Source organism: Candidatus Neomarinimicrobiota bacterium, assembly GCA_018651745.1.
In the GTDB taxonomy this organism is placed as follows: Bacteria; Fidelibacterota; Marinisomatia; order Marinisomatales; family TCS55; genus JAAZYX01.
On record JABIDL010000022.1, the window covers coordinates 83,513 to 107,293 of the forward strand.

Annotated in this window: 23 protein-coding genes; 9 read left to right on the plus strand and 14 right to left on the minus strand. The window is 41.2% G+C overall.

Annotation, left to right across the window (positions count from 1 at the left end):
* Window positions 1-118 precede the first annotated feature (118 nt).
* From HOD97_03895 to HOD97_03930, 8 genes are all read right to left on the minus strand, one after another.
* On the minus strand, window positions 119-1,402 hold the full coding sequence (locus tag HOD97_03895; GenBank protein MBT4280745.1) for an FtsX-like permease family protein: 1,284 nt from the start codon (window positions 1,400-1,402) through the stop codon (window positions 119-121).
* A complete protein-coding gene (locus HOD97_03900; protein MBT4280746.1) occupies window positions 1,402-2,574 on the minus strand; it encodes an ABC transporter permease in 1,173 nt (390 codons plus the stop codon). Before HOD97_03900 ends, HOD97_03895 begins: the two co-directional genes overlap by 1 nt.
* A gap of 198 nt (window positions 2,575-2,772) precedes the next feature.
* On the minus strand, window positions 2,773-3,486 hold the full coding sequence (locus tag HOD97_03905) for an ABC transporter ATP-binding protein (GenBank protein MBT4280747.1): 714 nt from the start codon (window positions 3,484-3,486) through the stop codon (window positions 2,773-2,775).
* A gap of 86 nt (window positions 3,487-3,572) precedes the next feature.
* The gene (locus HOD97_03910; GenBank protein ID MBT4280748.1) at window positions 3,573-4,670 is read right to left on the minus strand and encodes a hypothetical protein; all 1,098 of its coding nucleotides are present in this window, start codon (window positions 4,668-4,670) and stop codon (window positions 3,573-3,575) included.
* 2 nt (window positions 4,671-4,672) lie between these two features.
* A complete protein-coding gene (locus HOD97_03915) occupies window positions 4,673-5,440 on the minus strand; it encodes a hypothetical protein (protein MBT4280749.1) in 768 nt (255 codons plus the stop codon).
* Entirely contained in the window at window positions 5,437-6,561 is a 1,125-nt protein-coding gene (locus tag HOD97_03920) for a hypothetical protein (GenBank protein ID MBT4280750.1), read from the minus strand. Before HOD97_03920 ends, HOD97_03915 begins: the two co-directional genes overlap by 4 nt.
* 46 nt (window positions 6,562-6,607) lie before the next feature.
* Complete coding sequence (locus HOD97_03925; GenBank protein ID MBT4280751.1) at window positions 6,608-7,717, minus strand: threonine synthase; 1,110 nt, start codon at window positions 7,715-7,717, stop codon at window positions 6,608-6,610.
* Between the two features lie 7 nt (window positions 7,718-7,724).
* Entirely contained in the window at window positions 7,725-8,702 is a 978-nt protein-coding gene (locus HOD97_03930; GenBank protein MBT4280752.1) for a DUF1028 domain-containing protein, read from the minus strand.
* Between the two features lie 123 nt (window positions 8,703-8,825).
* Here HOD97_03930 and HOD97_03935 point away from each other — a divergent pair, with 123 nt between their 5' ends.
* Window positions 8,826-10,022: a class I SAM-dependent rRNA methyltransferase gene (locus tag HOD97_03935; protein MBT4280753.1), complete on the plus strand. Its 1,197-nt coding sequence runs from the start codon at window positions 8,826-8,828 to the stop codon at window positions 10,020-10,022.
* Window positions 10,023-10,372: 350 nt separating this feature from the next.
* Here HOD97_03935 and HOD97_03940 read toward each other — a convergent pair whose 3' ends face one another.
* The 3 genes from HOD97_03940 to HOD97_03950 form a co-directional block, all read right to left on the minus strand.
* Entirely contained in the window at window positions 10,373-11,572 is a 1,200-nt protein-coding gene (locus HOD97_03940) for a hypothetical protein (protein MBT4280754.1), read from the minus strand.
* Window positions 11,573-11,737: 165 nt separating this feature from the next.
* Window positions 11,738-13,756: a type II secretion system protein GspD gene (locus tag HOD97_03945; protein ID MBT4280755.1), complete on the minus strand. Its 2,019-nt coding sequence runs from the start codon at window positions 13,754-13,756 to the stop codon at window positions 11,738-11,740.
* Between the two features lie 62 nt (window positions 13,757-13,818).
* The gene (locus HOD97_03950) at window positions 13,819-14,841 is read right to left on the minus strand and encodes a hypothetical protein (GenBank protein MBT4280756.1); all 1,023 of its coding nucleotides are present in this window, start codon (window positions 14,839-14,841) and stop codon (window positions 13,819-13,821) included.
* 145 nt (window positions 14,842-14,986) lie between these two features.
* Here HOD97_03950 and HOD97_03955 point away from each other — a divergent pair, with 145 nt between their 5' ends.
* The gene (locus HOD97_03955; protein ID MBT4280757.1) at window positions 14,987-15,745 is read left to right on the plus strand and encodes a methyltransferase domain-containing protein; all 759 of its coding nucleotides are present in this window, start codon (window positions 14,987-14,989) and stop codon (window positions 15,743-15,745) included.
* Here HOD97_03955 and arsC read toward each other — a convergent pair.
* Together arsC and HOD97_03965 are read right to left on the minus strand one after the other, a co-directional pair.
* A complete protein-coding gene (gene arsC, locus HOD97_03960) occupies window positions 15,742-16,092 on the minus strand; it encodes an arsenate reductase (glutaredoxin) (GenBank protein ID MBT4280758.1) in 351 nt (116 codons plus the stop codon). The two genes, HOD97_03955 and arsC, sit on opposite strands and share 4 nt — an antisense overlap.
* 19 nt (window positions 16,093-16,111) lie before the next feature.
* Window positions 16,112-16,765 carry a nitroreductase family protein gene (locus HOD97_03965; GenBank protein ID MBT4280759.1) on the minus strand — a complete coding sequence of 218 codons (654 nt, stop codon included), beginning with the start codon at window positions 16,763-16,765 and terminating at the stop codon, window positions 16,112-16,114.
* Between the two features lie 82 nt (window positions 16,766-16,847).
* Here HOD97_03965 and HOD97_03970 point away from each other — a divergent pair, with 82 nt between their 5' ends.
* The 7 genes from HOD97_03970 (at window position 16,848) to HOD97_04000 (ending at window position 23,594) form a co-directional block, all read left to right on the plus strand.
* Window positions 16,848-17,411, plus strand: coding sequence for a phosphatase PAP2 family protein (locus HOD97_03970; protein MBT4280760.1), 564 nt, complete (start codon window positions 16,848-16,850; stop codon window positions 17,409-17,411).
* Between the two features lie 157 nt (window positions 17,412-17,568).
* Complete coding sequence (locus tag HOD97_03975) at window positions 17,569-18,777, plus strand: hypothetical protein (protein ID MBT4280761.1); 1,209 nt, start codon at window positions 17,569-17,571, stop codon at window positions 18,775-18,777.
* A gap of 103 nt (window positions 18,778-18,880) precedes the next feature.
* A complete protein-coding gene (locus HOD97_03980; GenBank protein MBT4280762.1) occupies window positions 18,881-20,128 on the plus strand; it encodes a cytochrome C in 1,248 nt (415 codons plus the stop codon).
* Window positions 20,129-20,240: 112 nt separating this feature from the next.
* Entirely contained in the window at window positions 20,241-20,846 is a 606-nt protein-coding gene (locus HOD97_03985; protein MBT4280763.1) for a hypothetical protein, read from the plus strand.
* On the plus strand, window positions 20,846-21,304 hold the full coding sequence (locus HOD97_03990) for a Rieske 2Fe-2S domain-containing protein (protein ID MBT4280764.1): 459 nt from the start codon (window positions 20,846-20,848) through the stop codon (window positions 21,302-21,304). Before HOD97_03985 ends, HOD97_03990 begins: the two co-directional genes overlap by 1 nt.
* Complete coding sequence (locus HOD97_03995) at window positions 21,301-22,368, plus strand: cytochrome bc complex cytochrome b subunit (protein MBT4280765.1); 1,068 nt, start codon at window positions 21,301-21,303, stop codon at window positions 22,366-22,368. Before HOD97_03990 ends, HOD97_03995 begins: the two co-directional genes overlap by 4 nt.
* Complete coding sequence (locus HOD97_04000) at window positions 22,365-23,594, plus strand: hypothetical protein (protein MBT4280766.1); 1,230 nt, start codon at window positions 22,365-22,367, stop codon at window positions 23,592-23,594. Before HOD97_03995 ends, HOD97_04000 begins: the two co-directional genes overlap by 4 nt.
* A gap of 9 nt (window positions 23,595-23,603) precedes the next feature.
* Here the strand turns inward: HOD97_04000 and HOD97_04005 are convergent.
* A partial coding sequence (locus HOD97_04005) for an IS1595 family transposase (GenBank protein MBT4280767.1) occupies window positions 23,604-23,781 on the minus strand: 178 nt, incomplete at its 5' end.

Sequence of the window (23,781 nt, forward strand, 5' to 3'; positions counted from 1 at the left end):
GATTGATGGATGAGTAACTTTAAAAAAGTTCCTATGGTAAGTTTGTCGAACCATACTTCAGCAAAGGTGTTTTTTTCATTCATCCAGTTCATCCTGTTATCCCGTCAATTTTTTCCAATTACGTTTCCAATTCCTTAAAAAGTTGCGCCATTTCCCGTTTATAAATCGCTCGTCCTGCCAGCATAGTGCCCAATACCGTTGCCAACACTCCGGGAATAATCCCGATATAATATAAGTCGGGTGTCACTTTCGTGTAAAAAACAGATGACATGATCATTGTTGTGGTATTCAAGTTTTCAAACGCTGCTGAATAATCCATACCAACTTCCTGCACATAATATGTTAAGGGTAAACCGATTATGGTGCCAATTATGGTGCCTATGGTACCGATAATAACCGATTCCAAAATGAGCGAGCGATACACTTGCCCTTTTGTTTCTCCCATGGCAAGGCGAACACCAATTTCACCGTATCTACGGAGTCCGCTCATAATGCCCATGTTCCATAACACAATCATTGCAATGAGAAGAAAAATCCCAAGAATGATGAAAACAGACCAATCTACTAAGTCAATCATGGTTCCCATTTGATTTGTATCTCGAAGGGCAATCATACTTGAGCGAAAAATGTCAGATGTATCTGAATTGGCGGCGTTGAATTCGTCCCGAATGTTAAGCGATGCATCATCGTCGTAATATAAATCATGTGTAAAACCAAGAAGCTCTGACGCAGCATTTTCCATATCCAACGCCAAGCGGGCGCCTTCAATGTCCACCAGTACCATCTGTTTATCCAGAGGTCCCATGCCGAGATTAAATGTGCCAACCACCGTAAAATTGAACGTGGTAAATGCATTATTCATTGTTGTTCCGATATAGGTTACGTGGTCTCCAAGTGATAATCCAAGTTTATCAGCTAATTTATGTCCCACTAAAGCTTCCCTAGGGTCCTGAATCATGCGTCCCAAAACAATGCGTTTTTCCAATTCCCATAATTCATATTGGCGGGATTCTGATGATAAAAAATCAATTCCGTATGACATGATTGGGCCTTGGGATTTTGTTTCGCCCTGTTCATCGGGAAGGTCTAATAATCCTGCAAATGTAATGCGAGGTGACCAAAAATAATCTGAATACACTGAGCTCAAAACTTCGGATATTTCGCCTACATTCATCAGAGCAAGATCGTTGGGCATGAGTTGACTTTCTTCCTGATATGCGCGGGTCATGATCTTTACATGCCCCGATGAAATCACGGCTGTATCCCGGAACATTCCATTCATGGTTCCCACAAGAAATCCTCGGTTGAAAATCACCAATGCCACTATGAGCGATACAACAATGATCGGGAATAAACTGCGAGACCGATCTCGGATAATTCCTTTTAATACAAATTTTAGCATCAATTAACCTTTCCGCGAAGAGCGTCTGTGGGCTTCATTTTTGCGATGCGACGCGACGGCAAATAGCTCAAAATTAAGACGACGAATGAAATAAATATCGTGGTCGTTACAAAGAGCCCCATGGAATAAACGGGGATTAACCTTTTTGCAACAATAAGTCCCATTTCTGAATAATCAATGGGTAATGGAATACCATAAAGTGCAAAATAAATAAAAACAGGACCGCCTAAAATCAATGTCATAATTAAGGCAAAAAAGGCATTCATTCCGCCTTCTAATGTAAATAAACCGACCACACGAAACCGTGTCATTCCCACTGCCATAAGTGTGCCAATTTCTTTACGTCGTCGGAAAATAGATAATATTTGTGAATTGAAAATGCCCATCCCCGCCAATGCCAATAAAATTAAATACATAATTTGCGCCCCCGGTTCATCGGCTTCAATCATGGCTTCCATGTCTCGCATTAAATAATTCACATCTCTATAAATCCATTTTCCTTTATCTTTAACTGTGGAAATATTTTTGTCAAATGTAACAAAGGTGGCTTCGTTTTCCATGTCCAGCATTGTTTGCGCACGTTCCAGCGGAATCCAAATGGTGCCCACATCCACTTTAAAATTTTCCGTTTCCATGATGTGAATGACGACACCTTCATCTGCGTCGTAAGTTTTATTTGCATCTAACCATCGGATGGCGAATGAATCGCCTACTTTCAATTTTGTATATTTTGCCATACCGCTTCCCATGAGCACCGGAATCAAACCGTCAGCTTCTTTCAAGAGCGATTTTGTAGGGATATTTACAATGGACTGTTCCGGTTCAATGCCTTTCATCATAACAGGCATCATGCGGCCGTTAGGATAAATAGACGCCTGGCTCACCAAAATAGAAAATGCCTTTTCGTTTTCAATTAATTCACGTATTTCCACCGGAGGAACACCGTGAGAATCTTCGTAAGAAAAAGCATCCAACGGATCATATTCCGGGTGCCAATACGCACCGCCGGCCACTTCCGTATCAATGGTAACTTGCTTGGCGTGGGAACGCATGCCGTCATACATCCCGGAAACAAAAATAATCATAAAGAAAGAGACGGCGGTTACAAATACATTCAGCCAAGTCCTCATACCGGCACCGACGAGATTTTTTATGGCAAGATTAAAAAGCATTATTTTCCTTATTAGACAGGATTACAGGATTGACAAGATGATTCTTTGCGAAAGTTGTTTTTACTTCCGCAAAGTTACGTTTTTGCCGAAGTATCCATTTGCTTTCATAACTTTTATTCTTGCTAATTTTTTTCATAATTATTTAATTTTCAAAGGTTACCCATCTTTGCGGAAGTTTGAAACTTTCGCAAAGAATTATCATCTTGTTATCCCGTCAACTTCAATTTCTTCATCTTTTACAATTTTTCCGTCTTCCAAATGAATAATCCGGCGAAGGTAGGCCATAATTTTTTCATCGTGTGTTGCGAAAATAAACGATGTGCTTAGTTCTTTGTTTAAGCGAACCATTATTTTCATAATCTGATGAGAATTTTCCACATCCAAATTTGCTGTAGGTTCGTCCGCTAATATTAACTCCGGCTCATGAACAATTGCTCGAGCAATGGCTGTCCGTTGACATTCGCCACCGCTCAATTGGGCCGGGCGAGAATCAATTTTTTCAGTGAGCCCTACCCATTCCACTGCTTGTTTTACCAATCGTTCCCGTTCCTTTGAGTCCACCTTATTCAAAATGAGCGGCAATTCCACATTTTCAAAAACGGTGTAAACGGGCAGCAAATTATAGCTCTGAAAAATAAATCCCATTTGAGTTTTTCGCATGGAAGCCCGTCCGTTATGAGATGCAGAGCCCAACTCCATCCCAAGCACATTCACATCGCCTTTTGTAGGTGAATCAAGACCGCCGATGATATTTAAAAGGGTCGTTTTTCCCGAACCGGATGGGCCCACCAAGCCCATAAATTCAGCTTTTTCCAATCCGAGATTTATATCACTCAATGCTGTGAAAAAGCCCCCGCCAACAGGAAATTGCTTGAGAAGGTTTTTGATTTCGACTACATTGTTATTTGACATATTTTTTTAGCCACGAAGGCTCAAAGGCTCGCAGAAAATAATTAATGAATCTTTGTGCCTTTGAGCCTTCGTGGCTATCTCCATTTTTAATGATTGTAAATGAACATGAATTGAATTCCTGATCCAAATCCTGCAACTGTTTTTGGTAAATATTCTTCCGCAATACTGTAATCTGATCTTTGAGGGCTCTGCGATAAAATCAAATTTAAGCTGAATTGATCAAAGGTCGCACTCCAACGCAAATAATTATACGCTCTATCTTCCTTCCAGTCAATTTGAGAAATGAACATAATTGAGTGAATCATCCCCAAAGGCAGCATGGCCATAAAAGCTGTGAATGTTTGGTCATCAGATTCAGCGTTTTTGACAAACATGGATTCAGTCATTATCAACAGTCCGTTGGAAATGGGCACGGTGTAATCGGCACCAATAGTGGCCATTTTAATATCTGTATTTTCAGACGTAATAAAGGCGGTTTCTAACCATGAACCAACAAATCCATCATGACGAATATCGAAGGCAAATCGTTGGTGTCGTTCGGAAATCATAAATCCCAATTGTCCAACTTGTTGCACCGTTTCGGACGGATCGGAATGAAATGTAAATCCCAATTCTCCTAAAAAAGATGAGAGTTCTACTCGACCGCCAAAAGACACCGTGTCCTGCTCATTTTGAATGGCCCATGACCAAATGGAAATCGCGTTGGACGGAAACCATTTGAGACGAAACGCTTCGACACCATCGGTTTGATTGGTCGGGTCTTTTAAGTCAATGGTATCGAACCAGGAAAGTGTTCGCAAAATTTGTGATGGACCAAATACAATTTTTTGCAACCCAAGTCTAGCTTCCAATTTTTCAGATGAATACCGAGCCCAAAGACGGTGAATTTTTTCTCGATTAGAAACAAGAGAATAGCCGGAATAAAAACGGTCTAATCGGTAAGCCCATTCAAAATCAACAAAAGAGAAATCAGATAAATCCTGATATAAGGAAAGTGTGGGAATGTAACCAAATGTTGATTCATAAGCAGATTGCTCGGCGGGCACATCATTTCCTGTAAGACCGCTCGCCCAAAATTGACCTTTTGTTGAAAAAGGATTCCCATATAAAAAATTTGAAATCACACAAATCGTAATGTACAAAAAATAAATGGATAGGCATCGTTTACTTCGATTAATTTCCACAATCATTTGCTCCAAATGAGATCAAAAGCCGGGAAGATATGAACTTCTCCGCCAAACGGATATTCGCCATAAATCAATTTATAACCGCATAAAATCCGAAATCCCGAGTGACGAACCCATTCAATTTGCGATGTGTTTTCAAATGCAAATTCCCCTAGTGCGCCTGGCATTAAAAACGCTTCACCGCTTACAATATATCCCCAATGTTTGTTTATTCTGGAATGGATGGATGATCCCATTTTGATAACAACATCGGTATAATACACGGCAAGGCGTGGAAAAATAAACGGCAAATCGATAGTGGATTCCTTTGCCAATTCATTTGCGCCAATAGCAATACCCAACTCCGCGCTTCCAGTAAAGTGTACGTCCTCCATTATTTTGCGGGTGGCGATTACCGAATTCCAAATTGAAACCATATGGTGAATCTCAAATTCCGGTGAAATGAGGGCAAACATGTCCGGTCCGCCGAGTTCCATTCCAAGCGGGCTTTGCAACCATTTAAACAACGGCGTCGGATAATACATGCTGTGACGTGTGGAAATGTCCCAATTAGATTTGCGCCATCGCAGTTTTTTATAAGAAATATTTGGCATTTTTATGTTTAATAATTTATAGGTGGAAACCTCTCTCCCGCTTCCAAGCCCGTAACGTATTGGTTTTACTATTCCAATTTCCCACTTGCCTTTTTCAAGAGGGACTGCAGATTCCATTGCACAAAGTTGTAATCCTACTACAACAAAAACGAAACGGATAATGATGTGTTTCATTGAGAAAAATTCAACGTTGCGGAAACTGGCATATGGTCCGACCAATTGCTTGCATCTTGGTGGGTGGAATCTGAATTTGTATTCCACGTTAGATTGGTGAATATATAATCAAGTTTACGGTCAGCGGTTACATCGCCCGTACTTGGTGCATGAGTAAAATAATTGGATTCGTTAGCCGAATAATTTGTCAAAGATACCGCCGGAGTATAAGAATCATACAGTGCCTGAAGTAGTGTTGGCTCATTTATAAAATTGTTAAAATAGCTCCCATCCTTGTGCGGGCCTCCATCTGCATCGGAGTGAAAGGATTCACCGGAACAAATGTCGGCCATGCAAAAGTCTATGGAAGTTGCGCCCGGTGGTAGGGCGTTCAAATCTCCGCCCGTCACAAATTTTGCACCCGCATCATCCAAGTCTTTTAAAGTTTGTATGTAGGTGTCCACATGTTTCTGTTTGGTGTCATCGGTGGCAAACGCTGTAGCATGAATATTCACAGCATAGAATTCGGTCTGATTGGGAACGGCTACTTTTGCCTTTAATATATTCCTCCGCAAATAAAAATACTGTGTCAGCGCATCTTGATCTTCTCTCAGCGGAAGCTTGATTCGTTCTGCGTCTGACAATTCCCATTTGGATAAAATCACATTTCCGAAATCCATTCGCCCAATTCCGTCACTTGGAATAACTTGGGCTTTCCATACCGAAGCATAAGCGCCGTAATTCAAATTTGTGTTATCCAGAATCCACTGAACCTGATCAATGTAAGCTGATCGTTTGGATTGGCGATCCACTTCCTGTAATAAAACTATGTCCGGATCAGATAAATTTATTTTTGCGGCGACACCTTCTAAATTAGCTTCTATTTCTCCTGATGTAAAAACGACTCTGTCCCCGCAGGCATCTCCGAAAAATGGAAGGCGCCCTGCGCCGAATCGGATATTCCAAGTCATAACATTTATTTCAAAAGGATCCGTTGTATAATCTACGTTTTGAATATTGGCAGCTTCATAATAAAGCGCATCTTCCGAATCACCAAAGGTTGTCACCAATGGTTCGCAGGAAAATAATATTGCCACCGCTAAGAGGTTGAAATACCTTAAACGATCTTTAATAAATATCATGAAATAAATTACATCTTTATTAACGCGTCGGCAAAGGCTACTACACTTAGCGTTCTACACCTGTTATCGGCACCACAACGGTTGATCTCTCTTGAATCCAACCAGATTGCAAAAGCTTTTTCAGCCCAAGCCATACAACGCCTGCTTCTAGTGAGGCATTGATTCCTGTTCTTGCATTAATTTCTGATGTCGCATCTTCAATATCTGCCTCGTCAACTGAAACGGCAGTCCCTCCGCTTTCGTTCAATATATTCAGCATCCATGCGCCACCGATTGGTCCCGGAACATTTAATCCCAGAGCCTGCGTAGAATCTGAATCCCAAAATTTTGTATCCATTTTTTCGTTTTCAAATGCAGTAACTACCGGCGCGCATGCTGAGGATTGAATTGATGCCATTCTTGGTAAATTGCCTTCTACCCAACCCAGCCATTTCATTTCATTGAATGCTTTCCACATACCAATTAGCCCCGTGCCGCCTCCGGTCGGGTAAATCACCACACCCGGGTATTTCCACCCAAGTTGTTCAACAATTTCGTACCCCATGGTTTTTTTGCCTTCCACTCGGAACGGTTCTTTAAGGGTTGAAATGTCAAACCAATGTTTCTGTTTATTAATTAACATTTCTTTTCCCGCTTCCGCAATGGTTCCCCCTTTTAAATAAACGGATGCGTGATACTTTTCTGTCTCTTTAACAAAACTGCTCGGGATGGATTCCGGAAGGAATACATGACATTCAATGCCGGCCTTTTCACAATACGCTGCTGCAGCTATTCCTGCATTACCAGCTGATGGCAGGCAAATAGCTTTTACGCCTTGTTCTTTTGCCATCGATATCGCCAAAGCCATGCCGCGGTCTTTGAAGGATCCAGTAGGGTTTTTAGTTTCGTCCTTTATATATAAGGACACATTCCATTCATTTTCGATTGAAACTAATGAAGTAAATCCCTCTCCAAGAGTCATGGTATTTTTTTCTTTGATTTCGGGCAAAACAGCTCCGTACCTCCATAGAGAAAAGTCGGTTTCTTCAATGACATTCTGCTGATTCATCGGTGGCCAGTCAAAAATTACCTTTAATGGTTTTCCACATGTACAAAGGTTTATCGGATGATCAGATAGCTGAACCTGAGATTTACAATTAGTGCAAATATAATCCATTGATGAACTATTGACTCATGATCAATTTTAAAGTTTGGTCGTCAAGCGGAAGAAATCCTGACTTCGCTACAGCAGGTGTCATTGTTTTCAGATTAGGATTCCGCTCAAAGACGTCCTTAAATAATGGAAGTGCTTTTTCCATTTCACCTGTGCTGGCCAATGTTACCGCTGTCCAATAAGGCAACTCCGGATTTTCCGGATAAGCAGCTGCTGCTGCGTTGTATTCTTTAAGCGCAGCTTCCATGTTTTTTTCTGATAGAAAAAGATCTCCCTTATTGGCATGCTCATAGGCGCGATGAATTTGAATTAACCGGCGGAGTTGAATGAGTGGCTCTGGGTGATCTTCTATCCGCAATTCAAGTGAAATATCTTTCCACAAAACCCCGGTTGGTTCACCGGTTACAATTAACATGGCTGCTGATTGTCTGCCGCGCAAATCCCCACCTTCTCGCTCGGCGGCTTCTAGAGATTGCATCATTCTCTCAGCCAAATCCCCTTCCGCTGACTCAAATGCTTCTGCCATTGCAGACCAAACGGTTGGTTTAGCCATGATATTCGCTTGAACTGTGTAATTTTTCCCTTTTTGAAACCCGGCAAAATCCATACAGTTTGACCCGGTATGCGAAGCAACGTTGCCTTGAAAATCTACCATACCAACTTGCCGGTACTTTGCACCCTCATCCTGAGCCAACAAAATGTCCAAGGACTCCTGAGCTGTTTTCCCTTCTTCCATAAGCAGAAGGCCTTCCGGTCCATACTCAATTTTCGCAAGAGATTGAGTGGCAACAGCTCCAACACCTGCCTTCGCCCAAGGGACCACAGACCCCACAGAAAACCAATGGCTTTGAACGGCTACGCCCAATTCCTTTGTTTCTGGATCTAAAGCTACGATGGAATAGGTCGAAATGGGACGATGTAAACTACCCTGCCCATATGATACGACTGTCAGGACAATCAGTAAAAACCAAGTTAAATTGTTCTTCATGGATACCTCCTTAATTATTTTGATCGTCATTGGTGCGTCGAATTTGAACCTAATCTTCCGAATATTCAACAAAATCGGGAAATCCGATTGGAACTATCTTCTTAACAATCCTACTTTCGACTCGTGTTCAAATCTATTGCAGAGATAAGTCTCATTCAGTTGAAAAAAGGTTCATCAGAACTGTATCGCGCTGGGATGCCAAAAATTTCCGGTTCCGATATTCATAAAATTGAAGGAAATCCAAATTCGGGAGATATTGTTGTTGTATCTGATAGCAACGGAAAATCTATTGGCTGGGGGCCATACAACGCTGAAGGCTTTACTCCCGTTAGACTGCTTGCAATGGAATCGGAAAATTTGGACGGGTTTGATTTAGAGCATTTGCTGGATATCCGAATTTCGGAAGCAGCCTCCTTACGACAAATAATGAGACTTCCATCGCAAAACACAAATGCTTATCGGCTTATCAATAGCGAGGGCGATCGCCTTTCGGGATTAATCGTTGATGTATATGGAAATGTAGTTGTCATTTTTTCGGAAGCAAGTTGGACGGAAATCCACAGAAAAACCATTGAAAATGCCATTCAAAAACACCTAAAACCTGAAATGATCATTTGGCGACCAATGGCTGGAGAACTTATTCAGGATGGTTGGGAATCGTTTAACCAAAATGAAAATGGTCATTTTGAAGGTGTCATTATTAAAGAGCTTGGGCTCAATTATAAAGTTGCGCTTGGTTCGGGACAAAAAACAGGATATTACTGCGATCACCGAGAAAACAGGGCGCTGATACGTGAGTTGGCCAGGGGACGGCGAGTGATGGACGCCTTCTGCTACACAGGTGGTTTTGCTTTAAATGCTTCCATAGGCGGCGCTCAAAAGGTGGTTGGTATTGACTCGTCAGAATCTGCAATTGAACTTGCTCAGGAAAACGCAAGGCTCAATCAAATAAATGATGTCAGCTTTAACCGAATGGAGGCGCTTACTGCGCTCAATGGAGCGCATGGATTTGATCTCATTATTCTTGACCCTCCAAAACTCGCACCCAGCGTTAAAGAGCTGGATGCTGCCATTTCCCATTATAAACATTTGAACCGTGAGGCAATTAAAGCGCTCCCAACTGATGGATTATTATTTACCGCCTCATGTTCTGCCGCGCTTGGAATGGATAGGTTTACAGAAGTCCTAAGGCAGGCTGCGAATGAGGCTGAGCGTAGGATTTCCATATTAAAATCATCGGGCACCGGGCCGGATTATCCCACACATCCATCTTATCCAGAAGGAAATTATCTTACCTGTCTTTTGGTCTGCGTTTTATAATGGATTAAAATCCGGGGCTTCGGCTATTACCTGTTTCAATTGAAAATGAAAATTTGATCACTCTATGAGAATAGATGTGAGAGAGAACGTAAAACGACTGAAACAACAAAAAGTCACCCTTCGGAAATCTCCCCCGAGGAGTCCGAAGGTATTTCAACTAAAATAGGCACTTCAAATAAATCATGGAATGAAATCACAGAAAACAAAGACTTACTTTATGTTCCGCCGAAGTTTTACTTCATATGATGACAAACTTTAACCAGATCGCTCTAAAACGATTGACTGTTAAATAAAAAGCCCTCCGCATGCGGAGGGCTTTTTATAGTTCGATAAATATGATTTAAGCGGGATTAATTATCTCCGCCGTCGTGGCATGGTTCACCAATATCGAATGCACCGTTACCGTTGCAGTCGTCATAGGCCATACAGCCTTCGTCAGGTCCCGGAGGATTGTTTGGATATTCAGCATTTGGGTCACACTCTTGTCCACCCATAGTATGTCCCATGTCCGCTGCGTGCTGGTCCATTTCTTCTGCAGTCCCAAAATCCATATCGCAGATGGCACAATAGTAGCCATCTTGGGGTTCACCGGCACCTTCGTCGCCAGAATCCATCTCTTCCGTCATTTCTGATCCAGCAGCTTCGTGTTCGGATGGATCAACCACGCCGTCATTGTTGGTATCTACTTCGTTGTAGCCTTCCTCAAATTCGGCATCATCGTATTCCGGATCATGTTCCTGGAACCAAGCTCTTGCCTCTTCCATGTCAACTTCTCCGTTAGCGTCTGCATCTATTTCATCAAACGGCGGCGGCCCCGGATGAGCCATAAAACCAATCTCATCTAAAAGGTATCCGCAGTCAACGTTGGGGTCGTCCCACACTGCAAATTCATCTTCACCAATCCAATAGGTGTCGTGTCCTTCCGCCATCGCAATACAATTTTCTACGGTATGGTCTCCGTATTCCTCATATTCACCGCCATCATCAGCTGCCATATATTCAGCATGATCAACCGTACCATCATCGCCTGCAATTCTATCATATTCTTCATCGAAGTTTGGGTCATCACCAAAAAAAGCTCGGGCCTCTTCGCGGTCAATTGAACCATCACCATTGGTATCTACATCTTCAAACGGAGGGCCGTCATCAGCAGGGCCTTCTTCGGCATAATCACTGTCATCGTCAGGATCTTCTCCGGTATAATCGCCGCCGCCTTCACCGGGGTCCATATCTGTATCAAGGTGCCCCATGTCAGCTGCGTGTTGATCCATTTCTTCACCTGTGGCAAAATGCATATCACAGATTTGGCAATACCAATTAGCGGTGCCTTCAAAACATGGCTCGCCCAAATCAAAAACGCCATTCCCGTTACAGTCCGCATAATCGGCACAGCCTCCATCCGGGCCAGGATCGGCTACAGGATATTCAACATCTCCGCACGGGTCACCTGTGTCACCCATGTCTGCCGGCATTCCGTCATCTTGGGCTGATAGATTTAATGTTAAAAGAAAAAAGGTTGATAGACATATACGATTGAGTTTCAGCATCATGTGTTCACTCCTTTGTTTTTTTGGTTTCTATTGTCTTTCCCGAGGTAGAGGGATAATAGTGACTTTTTTACTTATAGTAAAGCAAAACTAACAACTATTTTAATTATCGGTATGTGGTACAAATCACACAGAAATCTTTTGGTGATGCAACTCACACTTCCGATGTTATTTCAACAAATGAGATAATTCTGAAGTATTTCGGTTAAACACCTCTTCGAAGGCGCCATAGTAATCATTGATCTCGTAAAAGTACTTGGCTGCATTGCGATCGACAATATGATAATTCTTCTCCAAAACATCCGGGGAAGGAAATAGAATTTCAATTCCAGGCTGAAAGTATTCCAAGTTGAGTGACAAATCCGGATTCAGCTCGAGAATTTTTTTAAGGATCAGCACTTCGTATAATTGACGCTGATGCAACGGTTCGCCTATCAGAATGGTAAAAACATCATCCTGCGGTTTATCGCCCCGCACATTATATTTCTTTAGTGTTTGCTTGAATTCTGTTTCAATCGGCACATAGTCCGTTTGGGCAGTCGGCCGGACGAATGGTTTCTCAATTGTGGATTTTCCGCGGACCGTATAGCTTAATTTGAGAGGTTTATTTTTCGTCGCACTTTTGATATATGGGTTAAGCGGACGAATGGTAAATCCAGCGGGATCATCCGGAGCATCTAAAAAGAATAAAACTTTTTCCTGTTCTACAAATTTATAATATTCCATTTTGCGAATAATCTCCCAAATCATCCGGCGAACCAAAATATCTTCACCTGGGATCCGTCCATCCAAAAAACTTTTGTACGGTTCGGTAACAGCAATCGTAGGATCCTTTTTTACTTCCTTCTTAATGGATGCAAGCAATTGATTAAAAATAGGACTTTCATGAATAAAACTAAGATCAAAAACATCGTTATGTTGAAGACGGTAGCTGTTCGGAAATGATTGATTCCCAAATGCATTGAACAACTCCGAATCTTGAGGTATAACTCGGCTGAAATTATTTTCCTTCTCCGTTATAATATGCGGTGTGATCACCACAATCACCTCTTTGCGTGTCTCTTGCTGGGTGGAAAATGTAAACAGCCGCCCTAAAAACGGGATATCCATTAAAATGGGGATTCCGCCTTCATTATCAGACATCTTCTTTGAAATGAGTCCGCCTATAATAAAAGGAGTGTTATTCGCCACTCTAACTATTGACTGTACCCTCCGATTATTAATAACAGGCGCTTCTAGAACGCCCGCGGCGGCCGATGTTCCAATCCGCTCTGCCGTTTCACTGATAATGGTCTCTACCTGAATCGTTATTCTCGTACCGGCTTGATTGATACGCGGTCTGAGATTCAGCACAATTCCGACCGGAATGTAATCCACCGATTTTTCTGAAGCGAAATCTGTGGACGTGGTGCGCACGATGGGAATTTGCTGACCGATCTGAATTCGCGCCTGCCGTCCATCCAATACCAACACCGAAGGTTTTGATAAAATTTCCCCTGCCTGAGAACTCACTAGCGCATCAACCGATGCCTTAAAAGTTTCTGCGCTGCCAAATAAGGTTCTATCCATCACAATATTAAAAGGATTAATGGCGCCCGTTTCCGAGTCTGGCGGCGGAAAAGCCGCTGTATAGCCAGAGCCTTGTTTGCTGAAATCAATTCCAAGCTCATCAATTTTATCCGAATCCAATTCAATAACAAGCGCTTCCAATAAAATCTGTGAAGCGGGAACATCAATCTCATTTTGAAGAAATTCCATGAGTTCAGCTACGGGTTTAAAATTTCCAGGGTGGTATCCGATCAACAGGCGCTGCATGGGTTCGCCGGTAGTCATTTTCTCCATCGGAAGCCCACCCAAGTCGGCGCCTAAAGAAGATCCTTTTCTGGACTTGACTGATTTTTCTTTAAAGACCAAAGAAGTGGATTCCGTATCCGGAAGCTTGATAATCACCGGAAGCTGGGCACGTGTTATAGCTAAGGGATTTAAATTGGGTGTCTCTTTTGGAGTAAACTTGTAATCGCCGGCGACTTCTTTTGCACTGTTGGCATCAAACTCAATGACAGAGTATCCTATAGATTTCAGGATGGCAATTGCCCTATCTGTTTGAATGTAGCTGAGCTTTATCGTTTCAAAATCAAGATCCTTGAGCTTCATCCCTGCTGCAGCCGGGCGGGGCGTTTGGCCCATAGATACAGACGCGCATAACAGAATTGCTGTAACAAAAAATGCTGAAATTTTAAAACGCACCGTCACTGAATATAAATAGGTATGCTGACATCAAGATCAGAATAGGAGGCGCTTATATACCCCTCCGTTTCTGAAGAAGACGTAGTTTGGAAAAAACATGTCACATTTTCGATACTGTTTTTTGCGGCATCTAGATTTATTGAGAACGATTTATAAGAAGCACCGCTGGAAGAGTTCTGCACATAGATGTACCCCGCATGGGCGGATACATAAAGATAAGTTGTACTTTCTTCATCGGGGAGTTCAAATTCAGTTTCAGTAGCTGTCTTTTCAAAGGTGATGGATTTGGATGATCCAGAAAAAACCATGAAAGCACCAAGGGGAATTGTGGCCAAGTCGGTATCAAATGAAACTGCGCCAGAATCTGCCTCGCCTCCTACCACATCCAGAAAATTCATTTTCAGTTTGGCGGATTCCGGCGAATACGTCCATTCCCCGGATCGGGTGGTTACTACGCTGTCGGTTGTGGATGTTGTATCAATATTGTCTTCCTTATTTTCAGAAGAAGTGCTCCACGTAATGGTTGTGTCAGTTGTGGTAACAGTGGTGTCCAAATACACAACGCTTTGTCTGTACGAAAATGTGTAATCGTTGCTGAAGGTGTAGAAAATAGAGCGTGATGAATCGGTATAAACGCTAACCTGCTGCGTCACAGAATATGTCGAATCTCCGGTGGCCCAATTGTTTATTTCGGTCGCGGAACCAATCGTGGAATCTGAGTAGGTGAATTTGAGGGTGTCGGTTCCGGATATTTCCTGTGAAACTTTCCACGTGCCAAGCACTTGCGATCCCAAATCCGTGTGCTCCATCTTGCGAACAATCTGTACATCTATTTTAATGTCCTCATATTTAGAAACAATATCCTCAGATATAGTGAGACTCAGACTGAAATAATCATCTTCAATCGATTTTGTGATGGATGTATCGTTGTTAATAATATCGTTTTCACAACCGGTTGCTAAGAAAAATAACGAAACAATGATAAATAGATACTTTGGGGGGTTCGTATTTCTATTGAATAACATTTATGCTGTATGAGTCAAGTCTGCCTAGGGATAAAATTGACACAAATCCAGATGAAATAAAACACTTTCTTTAAGCAAATAATTCGCAGGAGTGTTTTTACATGATTCACGAAACTTCAATTGATTAAATTAATCTTAGCTTTGCATGAATAAAATCCCATCCATAGATCAATATCCGTTTATTAAAAACGAACTGCTGTTTGCCCAAAAAGCTTATTTCAAGGAATATGGGATTAAGGGGGCTTACAAACAGTTCAGACCAAACATCGGAAGGCCATGGTCCAGAAATGTGGTTCATCAATATTCGAAAACGGGGATTGGTCTCGAAATTGGAGTGGGCGAGCGGACCATTGCGCCGGTATCAAGAACCATTTTGAGCGACGCGTTTAAAAGTCATGGGGCGGATAAAACGAGTCTTGCAAAAGTTTTTTTCAAGGCGGATAAAATTCCTTATGAGGATGATTCGTTTGGTTTCGTTTTCAGCGAACACGCGTTGGAGCACCTCTCCAATCCTCTAAAGGCTCTTTTCCATTGGAAAGAAAAACTGACGGTTGGGGGATTCTTGATCCTCTTTATCCCGCATCAGAAACGCTGTTGCGATATTTACCGCAAGCGCACTCCTATGGCGCACATTGTGGATGATTACAAAAAGAATATTCAGGACGACGATCAAACACATGTGGATGATTTTTATGAAAATGTCGTTTTGAAGGGATTAACGCCTCACTACGAACATTTGAAAAAGGAAGAACTTGCTCGATCAGGCAACATGCACCACCATGTCTGGGTCCCTGAGGATCTTGTAGAACTATTAAACTATGTTGGATTAGAAACTGTTTACTCAGAAGACTGTGTTCCAGATAGACGGGATAGTTTTGTGATTGTTGGTCAAAAGAAAAGTTAGACCAACTTCAGAACATTTCCCGGTGGCCGCCCCAACACCGCTTTTTCTCCCTTGACCATAATTGGCCGCTCCATCAGCTTGGGATAATCTGCCATAGCTTTAAACAATACATTATCATTTTCCAGCTTATCCTTTAAGTCCAATTCCTTGAAATCCTGTTCACCTCTTCGAATGAAATCCTTGGGACGTAAATCCATCATATCTGCCAGCGTTTTCAACTCATTTACAGATAGCGGATGTTTCAGGTATTCTACAATATCCAGCTCAATGTCTTTGTCTTTGAGAAGCTGCACGGCTTCTCTGCTTTTACTTCACCTCGGGTTGTGGTATATCGTAATTACGTCCATTTTTTCCTCCTTATTTAGTTTAAGTTTCTTCACAAATTTCTTTAAACGATTTCTTGGTGATAACCGGGACTTGCGAGTCTTCCGCCGGGTATCCAACGGGGATAAGAACATATGCCCGCTCATTATCAGGACGGTTGAGGATTTTCTGTAGAAATCCCATCGGGCTTGGAGTGTGAGTCAAGGTCGCCAAACCGGCGTTATGCAGAGCTGTTAACAGAAACCCAACCGCAATCCCAACAGATTCGTTTACATAATAATTCTTACTTTGGTCCTCATTGTTAAAATCATAAATCTGCTTAAATACCACAATGAGGTATGGTGCTGTTTCTAAAAACGGCTTGTGCCAATCTGTACCAAATTGGTTCAAATCTTTAAGCCATTCATCTGGCGCACGTGAAGAATAAAACTCTTTTTCTTCTTTTTCCGCGTAGATGCGAATATCCTTTTTTATGGCTGGGTCATTTACTATTGAAAAAAACCATGGCTGCTTATTTGCGCCGGATGGAGCTGATCCCGCTGTTTTAATAGCATTTTCTATTATTTCTTTTGGAAAGGACTTATTTGAAAATTCGCGGACTGTTCGTCGGGTTTTCATTAATTTTAGAAATTCTTCCGAGTGCTTTATCATTTCCGATTCGGGAGACGACTCAAAATTTAAGGGCTTAAATGACATGATTATTCTTCCTTCTGTTATCAACAGTTTAATTGAATTTAATCCTTGCATCATAGAACTCCTTTCGTAAAAACTCACTCATATGTTAGACCTATTAATCCAACTGGATCATAAAATGTTTTCATTGCTAAATCAAGGTGTCGCAAACCCGGTTTTTGATTTTGTAATGCCATTCATAACAAATCAAAATAATTGGATTCTGCCAATACTCTTTGGATTTGCTTATCTCGGGTGGAAAGATGGTAAAAGAGGATTATTCGCAATTGGAATTTTGTTCGCAACATTTATTTTTACAGATGTTGTATGTGCACAGATCATTAAACCATTGGTCGGAAGACTTAGGCCTTCCCATGATAATTTAGAGGGGTTGAGACTTTTAGTCGGAGCGGGTGGACAATTCGGTTTTGTTTCAAACCATGCGGCAAATTCATTTGCAGCAGCATTTGTTCTCGGATCATTTTATAAAAAAATTCGCGTTCCTCTTTTTGTATTGGCAACCGTGATTGCCTTCAGTAGAATATATGTTGGAGTACATTATCCTGCAGATATTATTGTAGGAGCTCTGGTGGGAATATTGTTTGGAGGATTGGTTCTTAAATTGTTTTCTCAAAGCCCTTGGAAAACCTATTTGGAAAAGGATATTTAACATGCGCCCGATTGAAATTTTAATTTGCATATTACTTAGTGGATCTACTTGGATCATAATCAGAGCGAACGCTCGAGCTGATCATTTAATACGTATTTTGTTTTTAACCGTTCTGCTCTGCCTTTTTCACCTTTCCACTGAGGGATACCGCATACAGATGGTTCCTGCGTATGGGTTGTTGGGATATTTATTTTTACGGATCAAGTTGAAAAATAAAATTTCGATTGGAACAAGCGGAAAATCTTTGCTGGTGCTCTGGATTGTAATTGCAATCCTTTTTCCGTTGGTCGTATCAGTTCCAATATTGCCCAAACCCAGCGGTCCATTTTCGATTGGCACCCGCGTTTTCCAATGGACAGACTCAACACGCTTGGAATGGTTTACTGATAAAAACCCTAACGACTTAAGAAAATTGGTGGCACAGGTTTGGTATCCGGCAATCGACGATGGAGAAAAAAATGCTCCGTATATGGATCATATGAACCAACGAGCAGAAATGCTTGGGAACGCGGGTGGCGTACCCGGATTTTTAATTGAACAATTGGGGTTGGTTAATACACATAGTTTGTTAAATGCAAAACCTGTTTCCTCAAGCGCAGATATCCCCCTTATTTTGTTCTCACATGGAATTACAGGGCAACGCTCTTTGCATACTATTTTATTCGAACACCTTGCAAGTTTTGGGTATTGCGTTGTTGCGCTCGATCATCCATACGATTCAAATTTGACAATTTTCCCGGATGGCACAAGTGCAGATTATCGATCAAATATAACCGGAAACCCCGATAGCTTAGCCATCCGCCGTAAACAACTAAATACAAGGGTTGCTGATATAAAATTCATTGCAAATAAAATGGAGCAAATGAATCAAATCGATGGTGAATTCTACAATGTTTTAAATATGGATAAGGTGGCTATTGTTGGGTATTCGTACGGAGGCGCCACAGCAATTCAAACTACATTTGAAGATAGCCGATTTAAGGTTTGTATTGTGTTGGACGCTTGGACAAACCCGGTTCCATATCAAATTATTGACAAAGGAATTGATAAACCGTTTTTGAGTTTAAGTCGTCCACGTTGGGATAACAATCCCAATAGATCAATCTTGCTTGATACTATAATTTCGTCCGGGAATTTAGATCAATATAATTTTGTAATCATGGGAACAGAGCATTTGGACTATACCGATACGCCGGTTTTAAATCCGTTTAGCGACTATGTATTAGGTACGGGGTCTATTGATAATAAACGGGTTTTAGACCTTGTGAATCAATTTGTACGTGGTTTTTTAGAAAAATATTTAATCCAGACCGATGAAGATTTTTATTCTATTCACCAAGCGTTCCCGGAAGCAATAATTCAATAATAGTCCTATATTAAGATTGCCTTATCATATATAACAGGTGTAATTTATTTAACTTGGTTTTTTAATGGAAATTTCGTCTACAAATTAAAATCAGGAGCAAAACATGAAAAAAATCTTATTAATCCCCGTGGTATTCATTTTGACCAGCAGTGCTTTTGCTGATACCTGTGTGGAGTGCCATACAAAAATCACACCAGGCGTCGTCACTGACTGGGAAATCAGCAGACATTTTGATGAAGAAGTTGGGTGTGAATCATGTCATGGTGAAGGACACAATACGATGGACGATTTCGCGTTGACGGAAATTCCGACAGCAGAAACTTGTGCTTCCTGCCATGAAGATCAGGTTGGGCAATATAAAAAGGGCAAACATTCATTTGCGTGGGCTGCTTTAAAGGCTATGCCCACAACTCACTTTAAGCCTATGGAATTAATCGATGGAGGAAAAGGATGCGGTGGGTGTCATAAAATTGGAATAAAAAGCGATGATGATATAAAACAACTTAAAGCTGATGGTCATATATTTGGGTATTCATCCTGTGACGCATGCCATACGCGCCATGTTTTCTCGTTAGAAGAGGCCCGTCAGCCACAAGCATGTCAAACCTGCCATATGGGTTTTGACCATCCCCAGTGGGAAATGTATTCATCTTCAAAACATGGTGTTAGATATTTATTAAAACAAAACGGCATCCTTCCAAAAGAAACGTCAGCGCCAACATGTCAAACTTGCCACATGCAGGATGGTAATCACGAAGTAAGAACCGCTTGGGGGTTTCTTGCGGTTCGAACCAATGGTCTTGCACCATATCCGGGCGAAAGCGATGAGTGGTGGGCTGACCGAGTAACTATTTTACAGGCGTTGGGCGTGTTGGATCCAGAAGGAAAACCCACAGCAAGACTTGAGGTTGTAGATAAGGCCCAAGTGGCGCGATTAACGGCAGAAGGCTTTGATAAAGAACGTGATAAAATGATTGCCATTTGCGGCGAATGCCATTCGGAAAATTTTGCTCGGGGTGAACTTGAAAAAGGAGATGAAATAATCCGCAGAGGTGATGAATTGCTGGCAGAAGCCATCCGAATTATCGCAGATCTATATAAAGACAAACTGTTAGAAAAGCCTGATCATTATGCTTACGATTTCCCGGATTTGCTTGCATTTCATGACGCGCCCACTCCTATTGAACAAACTTTATTTGTGATGCATTTGAAGCATCGCATGCGGTTGTTCCAAGGCGCGTTTCATAATAACCCAGATTATACACTCTGGTATGGATGGAATGAAATGGTGATGGACCTCACCGAGATAAAACATATGGCGGCAGAAATTCGTGAAGATAGTGGTGGATGATATTTATCAAAAATGTTTAAGTAGATTTACTACATAACATTTATTTTGTAAATTGAATGCCCCGCTTAGGCAGGGCATTCTTTTTTTAATCATGTAATCAAAAAGGCAATCGATGAAAATTTTTATTCTACTCATGGCAACATCACTCTCATTTGGTCAAGAATATGTTGGAAGCAAAAAATGCAAATCTTGTCACAATAAAGAAAAATCCGGTGCACAATATGTCGTTTGGAACAAGTCTCCTCACGCCCATTCCTACGAAACTTTAAAAACACCCGCCGCTAAAGAGACGGCAATTAATCTTGGAATTACAACAAACCCTTGGGAAACTCCCGAATGTGTCCGTTGCCATACTACAGCCTTTGGAAAAGGGGGATATGAGCTCAAAGATGAGGCCTTTTGGAATCAAGTAACGAAAAAAGACAAACCAACCAAAGATGTCAAACGTATGGCGGGCTTGCAGAATGTTGGTTGCGAAGCGTGTCATGGCCCGGGAAGTAAATATAAATCTAAAAAGAAAATGGACCATATTTTTTACGGCAAAATAGACCAAGAAAAGTTTGGGCTTATTACACCATCTGAAAAAGTATGCAAACAGTGTCACAATGAGGAAAGCCCTAATTTCAAAGCATTTGATTATGAAAAAAGCTACGCAGCAATAGCACACCCATATCCAGATGGATTTAGGAAAATGAAAATGAAAAAAAGAAAAAAATAATGGGAAAGGATAAATCAAAGAAAACACAAAGTCGGCGGACTTTTCTCGATTGGGCATTGAGAGGTGGGCTAACTGCTTGGTTTGGAAGCATGGCATATCCTGTTTTCAAATATATGATTCCACCCGATGCGCCCGAACTAAATATTAACAGAATTGAAGTGGGAACCTTGGCTGATTTTCCCCTCGGTTCATCAAAAATTATACGAATGGGTAGAAAACCTGTTTTAATTCTTCGGAAGAAAGACGGCAATTTTAAAGCCTTGGAAGCAACCTGTACACATTTAGACTGTACCGTCCAATTTAAAAGAGAAACGGAACAAGTATGGTGTGCTTGCCATAACGGTTTTTATGATGTTGAGGGTCGCAATGTTTCAGGACCGCCTCCTCGTCCTCTTGGAAGATTTAACGTAGTTCTTAAAGATGATAAAGTTATCATTACAAAGCCGGATTTAATTTGAATAAAATCTTTCAATGGATTAATGATCGCTTAAATTTGAGCGAAGCTATTGCTTTTGCGACTAAAAAAAGAGTTCCTGTATTTTATGGAACCGTTTGGTACTATCTAGGAGGTATTTCACTTTTTCTTTTTGCTACTCAACTTGTTACCGGCATTCTTCTTATTTTATATTACCAGCCGGGTTCTACAACAGCCTTCGAGAGTGTAAAATTTATTGTTAGTAAAGTCGAATTTGGATGGCTTATTCGAGAACTACACAGTTGGTCTGCGAATTTATTCATCCTATTTGTATTTGCTCATATGTTTACGGTCTTTTTTGCAAAAGCGTACCGAAAACCGCGAGAGATGACTTGGATTTCGGGAATGATTCTTCTTGTTTTGGGGCTTGCTTTCGGGTTTTCAGGATATTTGTTACCTTGGAATGAGTTAGCATATTTTGCCACTAAAGTTGGTTCTGATATTGCCGGCGCCGTTCCTTGGGTGGGTGAATTCTTATTACAAGTTTTACGAGCTGGGGACGAAGTAACCGGCGCAACCCTCACTCGGTTTTATGGGATACACATTGCAGTTCTGCCTGGTATATTTACTATCATTCTCGCTTTTCACTTAATGTTAGTTCAGATTCAAGGAATGAGCGTACCGCCTGAAATCGAAAAACTTCCGGAAGAAAAAAGACAAACCATTCCATTTTTCCCAGACTTTGTTTTACGAGACTTTATGGTTTGGTTAATTGTGTTAAACGTTGTGGCATTGCTCGCCGTTTTCTTTCCATGGGAATTAGGGAATAAAGCAGATCCCCTGGCTCCGGCGCCGGCCGGGATTCGCCCTGAATGGTATTTTATGTTTATGTTTCAAACATTAAAATTAATTCCTGCTCATGTGTTCTTTTTGGAGGGCGAGTTGTTCGGAATTTTATTATTTTCTATCGGTGGGCTCATCTGGTTTTTCGTGCCCTTTTTAGATAAAAAAGCACATAAAGGAATCCGATCAAAATTTTGGACTTGGTTTGGTATTCTATTAATTATTTATATGATAATATTGACAATTTGGGGGTACTTGGTTTGAAGAAGTGGCTATTCTTTATAACCTTCGGTTTTACCGCAACGATTATAGCGGAAGAAGATAGTTGCATTTCTTGCCATTTAGATCAAGATGAGGGAGAAATACTTGTTGAAGGGTTTTTGTCAGGAATTCATGCAAACAAAAACATTGGCTGTGCGGGTTGCCATGGTGGAGACCCAGAAGCGTTTGATGATGAAGATGAAGCAATGTGGGATGTGGATGATTTTCTTTCTGATATAACGAAGCATGATCAGCTCGAAATGTGTGGTAAGTGCCATAGTTCGCCCAAATATATGATGCAGTTCTCAGCATCGATAAAGACGGACCAAGTAAGCCAATATAAAACTAGTAAGCATGGTGAGTCTCTGATTTCCGGAAATGAAAAAGGCGCTATTTGTACTGACTGCCACAGTGTGCACGGAGTGCTGTCAGTTGATGATCCGCGATCGACTGTTTATCCAACAAACCTGCCAACTACATGTGGAGAATGTCATTCAAATGCTTCTTATATGGAAGGCACGGATCTACCAACTGATCAATTTGAAAAATATCAAAATTCAGTTCATGGAAAAGCACTTTTAGAACATGGTGATATTGGATCTCCAGCCTGTAATGATTGTCATGGAAATCACGGTGCTACACCGCCTGATATTTCTCACGTAAAAGATATTTGCGGAACGTGTCATATAAACAATAGAGACCTATTTCAAAATAGCCATCTCTTTTCAGCGTTGGCTGAGGGGGGATTTGCACAATGTAGCGCTTGTCATAATAATCATGAAATCATCAAACCCGATGACACATTATTAGATTGGTCTGACAATTCGTTGTGTCGCCAATGCCACCCGGAAGGCGGCGAAGCTAAATTGATGGCTGACCACTTTTATAACTTAATTGATAGTTTGAAAACTAGTTTAGATCAGGCTCAAAATCTGGTAAAGGCTGCCGAACAAAAAGGAATGGTGGTAAGTGATTTGCTTTTTGATTTAGATGAAACGAGGAAAACGCTAATACACACTAGAACCAATATACATAGTTTTAATATTGATTATGTTGACTCAAATGCTGTAGCGGGATTTAAAGCTGCCCAGGCGGCAATGATGGGGGCAAACGCCAGTTTGAACGAATTTGGTTTTCGCCAAAAAGGACTTTTTCTTTTTTCATTCATTATTACGTTTCTCGTTTTAGTCCTTGGTATAAAAATTAAGGGTTTAAAAGAAAATAATTAAGGGTCATGACTAGTTTAGCGTTTTATTTCGAAAGTTTTCGAGTAATATTTGGTAGATATTTTCATGCCTGTAATTGAACCTAAACTCACTTTCTTTCAAATGAAAATAGAACGCATTTTTATGGATTCCACGATATTTAGAAAGCCTGGTTTTCGCGTACCCCCAAAAGCTCTCAATCCCATTAATA